The organism is Lactobacillus sp. UMNPBX17 (genome assembly GCF_002553735.1).
GTDB lineage: Bacteria > Bacillota > Bacilli > Lactobacillales > Lactobacillaceae > Lactobacillus > Lactobacillus gallinarum.
This window is the reverse complement of the sequence record NZ_PCYT01000106.1, coordinates 1-2531: the sequence shown is the minus strand read 5'-3', so window position 1 is coordinate 2531 and position 2531 is coordinate 1. Positions and strand designations below refer to the sequence as shown.

Annotated in this window: 3 protein-coding genes; all 3 read right to left on the bottom strand. The window is 29.7% G+C overall.

The annotated features are described in order from the left end of the window. Positions 1–113: 113 nt before the first annotated feature. The 3 genes from CP368_RS09620 to CP368_RS09610 all read right to left on the bottom strand — a co-directional run bounded on the left by CP368_RS09620 (position 114) and on the right by CP368_RS09610 (position 2397). Positions 114–1325, bottom strand: a complete 1212-nt coding sequence (locus CP368_RS09620; protein ID WP_087712522.1) for an MFS transporter — start codon at positions 1323–1325, stop codon at positions 114–116. Further along, entirely contained in the window at positions 1322–2059 is a 738-nt protein-coding gene (locus CP368_RS09615) for a HesA/MoeB/ThiF family protein (RefSeq protein ID WP_007125836.1), read from the bottom strand. The genes CP368_RS09620 and CP368_RS09615 overlap by 4 nt, the downstream gene beginning before the upstream one ends. A gap of 65 nt (positions 2060–2124) precedes the next feature. After that, a complete protein-coding gene (locus CP368_RS09610) occupies positions 2125–2397 on the bottom strand; it encodes a MoaD/ThiS family protein (protein WP_007125837.1) in 273 nt (90 codons plus the stop codon). Between the last annotated feature and the right edge of the window lie 134 nt (positions 2398–2531).

The window sequence follows — 2531 nt, the reverse complement described above, 5'->3', positions numbered from 1 at the left end:
GACGTTACCCATTAAAAAATTTAATAAAATTAACCTTGGTTTATACTGATAAACCAAGGTTAATTATGCTTAATAATCCGGCTTTATTAATTTAAAAACTTTATGTTAATCTTCTAGTTAGAGTTTTTTAATATTACTTTATTTTTTAATTCATTTATAGTAATAGCTAACGTTAGAATTCCCATACACAAAGGATATAAAAAATTAGAAGTAGTAGATTCCCCAAATATCATTGGTCCTACAATATTCTGTAATTGTCCTCCCAAATTTATAGCACTTAAATCCAAAGTCAAATATTGAGATCTACTAAATTCAACCATATAAACAGCTAGAGCTGCAGAACTAAATAACTCAGCTATTATTTGAACAATAACTAACAATATTAGTAATATTAAATAAAACTTTTTTGTATTATTAATGTTAGAAATAACTATTCCAAAAAATGATATCCCTAAACAGAATCCAGAAATAATCCAAAAAATATCATAAACTTTCTTTTGAACGGCAATTTTATTTACAAAACCTTGAAAAAGAGCAATAACAATAGTATTACATACAAACGCAGTAGGTGCCATCCATGTTAAGTTAGTAAAGTTTTTTACAACTAACAAAGGAATATAAACGTTTAGTAAAGTCCTATGAAATGAAAAAATAAAGTTTTCAATAATCAAATTAAATCTTTTTTTATTTATTAAGGAACTTTTAATTGCTTTAAAAGATGTTAATGGTGAACGCTTAATATTAGCTGACGTTACATCAACATCTTTTAAAGCATAGTTATAAATTAAAACAACTAATATAAAAGAAAAAGCATTAATAATCAAAGCTATAAATAAATTTAATTTAAAAAAACTTATTATTCCACTTATACCAGCACCGATACCATATCCCAGATTAGTTGGTAAAGCCATATTTCCCATTAAAATCGAAGCTTTTTCTTTACTCAACGGTGCAACTATTAAACTTCTAGTTAAAGAGGCTGCGGATCGATCAATTATTCCAAACAAAGTCATAAAAATTAAGAAACTAATATTTCCTTTTATCCCTTGCCATAACAACATTCCAAATGCTCTTAATATATAAGATACCGAAAATATTCTTAATTTTCCTAATCGATCAGCAAGGTATGCAACAGGTACGGAAGCAACCATGCCAGATATTGCTGATAAAGTCAGCCCTATTCCTATCAAAGTTGCACTGACATGACTATTATTCAAAAAGAAAATAGTTGAAATACTAACGAACGAACCTGTTCCTAAAGAATCTACGCCAGAAGCTAGTAAGGCAGCTCGCTCAATTAATCTTTCTTTATTTATAGCGATCATTTTATTTTGCCACAAGTTGGACAATCTGAAAGTTTAGGGATTGGAATTTTATAATAATCATTTGAAAAACTGGATGCGCAAAGCAGATATCCACGAGCTAAATCTCCTTTTTCCAAGATAATCTTCAAAACTTCATTAGCACCCATTACACCAGCAATACCAGTTCCTATACCCCAAACTGCTACTGGTCCTCTACGACTTTCAGCTAAATCTGGAAATGCACATTGTAAACACGGATCTACTTTAGCATCAAGCATAGTCAGTACATAACCATAGCCATACTGTGCAGAAACATGTACCATAGGGATATTATTATCTACACAATATTTATTGACCATTAAACGTTGTTCTGGACCATCTCCACCTTCTAAAACAATATCATAATTAGATAATAAAGTATTGATATTTTGAGGTGTAACTTTTTCTTCTGAGTCAATTATTTGAATTTCTGGATTTAAATGCCTCAATCTATTCGCAGCAACTTTAGCTTTATATTTTCCAATATCATCAGTGGTATACAATATTTGTCTATTCAAATTACTTAATTCAATTTTATCAAAATCAATGATCTTAATTTTTCCCACTCCAGCAGCTGCTAAATAATAAAGCAACGGTGATTTAACTCCACCAGCACCTACGCTAACTACACTAGCATTACTTAAGCGTTTTTGACCCTCTTCACCTATTTCTGGCATTTGAATTTGTCGATTATATCTAGAATTTTCAAATATCATTTTCTATTCCTTTCTTAAGCAAAAGAGCCTGGATATTTCCAGACCCCCAAAAAAAGGCTCTTAAATTAACCGTCACAAGTAACCACACCTACTAATGCAACATTATCAGTCGCATTAATTGTTTGGTTAAACTTGGCTAATTTTCCATTTACTAAAACTCTACATAACTTTCTAGGCTCATTTAACGTGGTATTAAAAATATTATGTTTCAAGTCTTCATCTAAAGATACAACTCTTTGAATCATATCTTTTACTTTTGAACCTAAACGTAAATCATAATCAATATGATTTACTCCCAATCTACCTTCAGCAATACCTCTTAATTGAACAGTAATCATTTGACCTTATCTCTTTTCATTAAAATCAGATTCTAATACTAGACAATGATTATTAATACCGTTTATCCTTACAAATCTGTGAGACTGTAAAATAGTTTGTGTAAGGATGAATGATTCCTTAAATTTATTTCTTT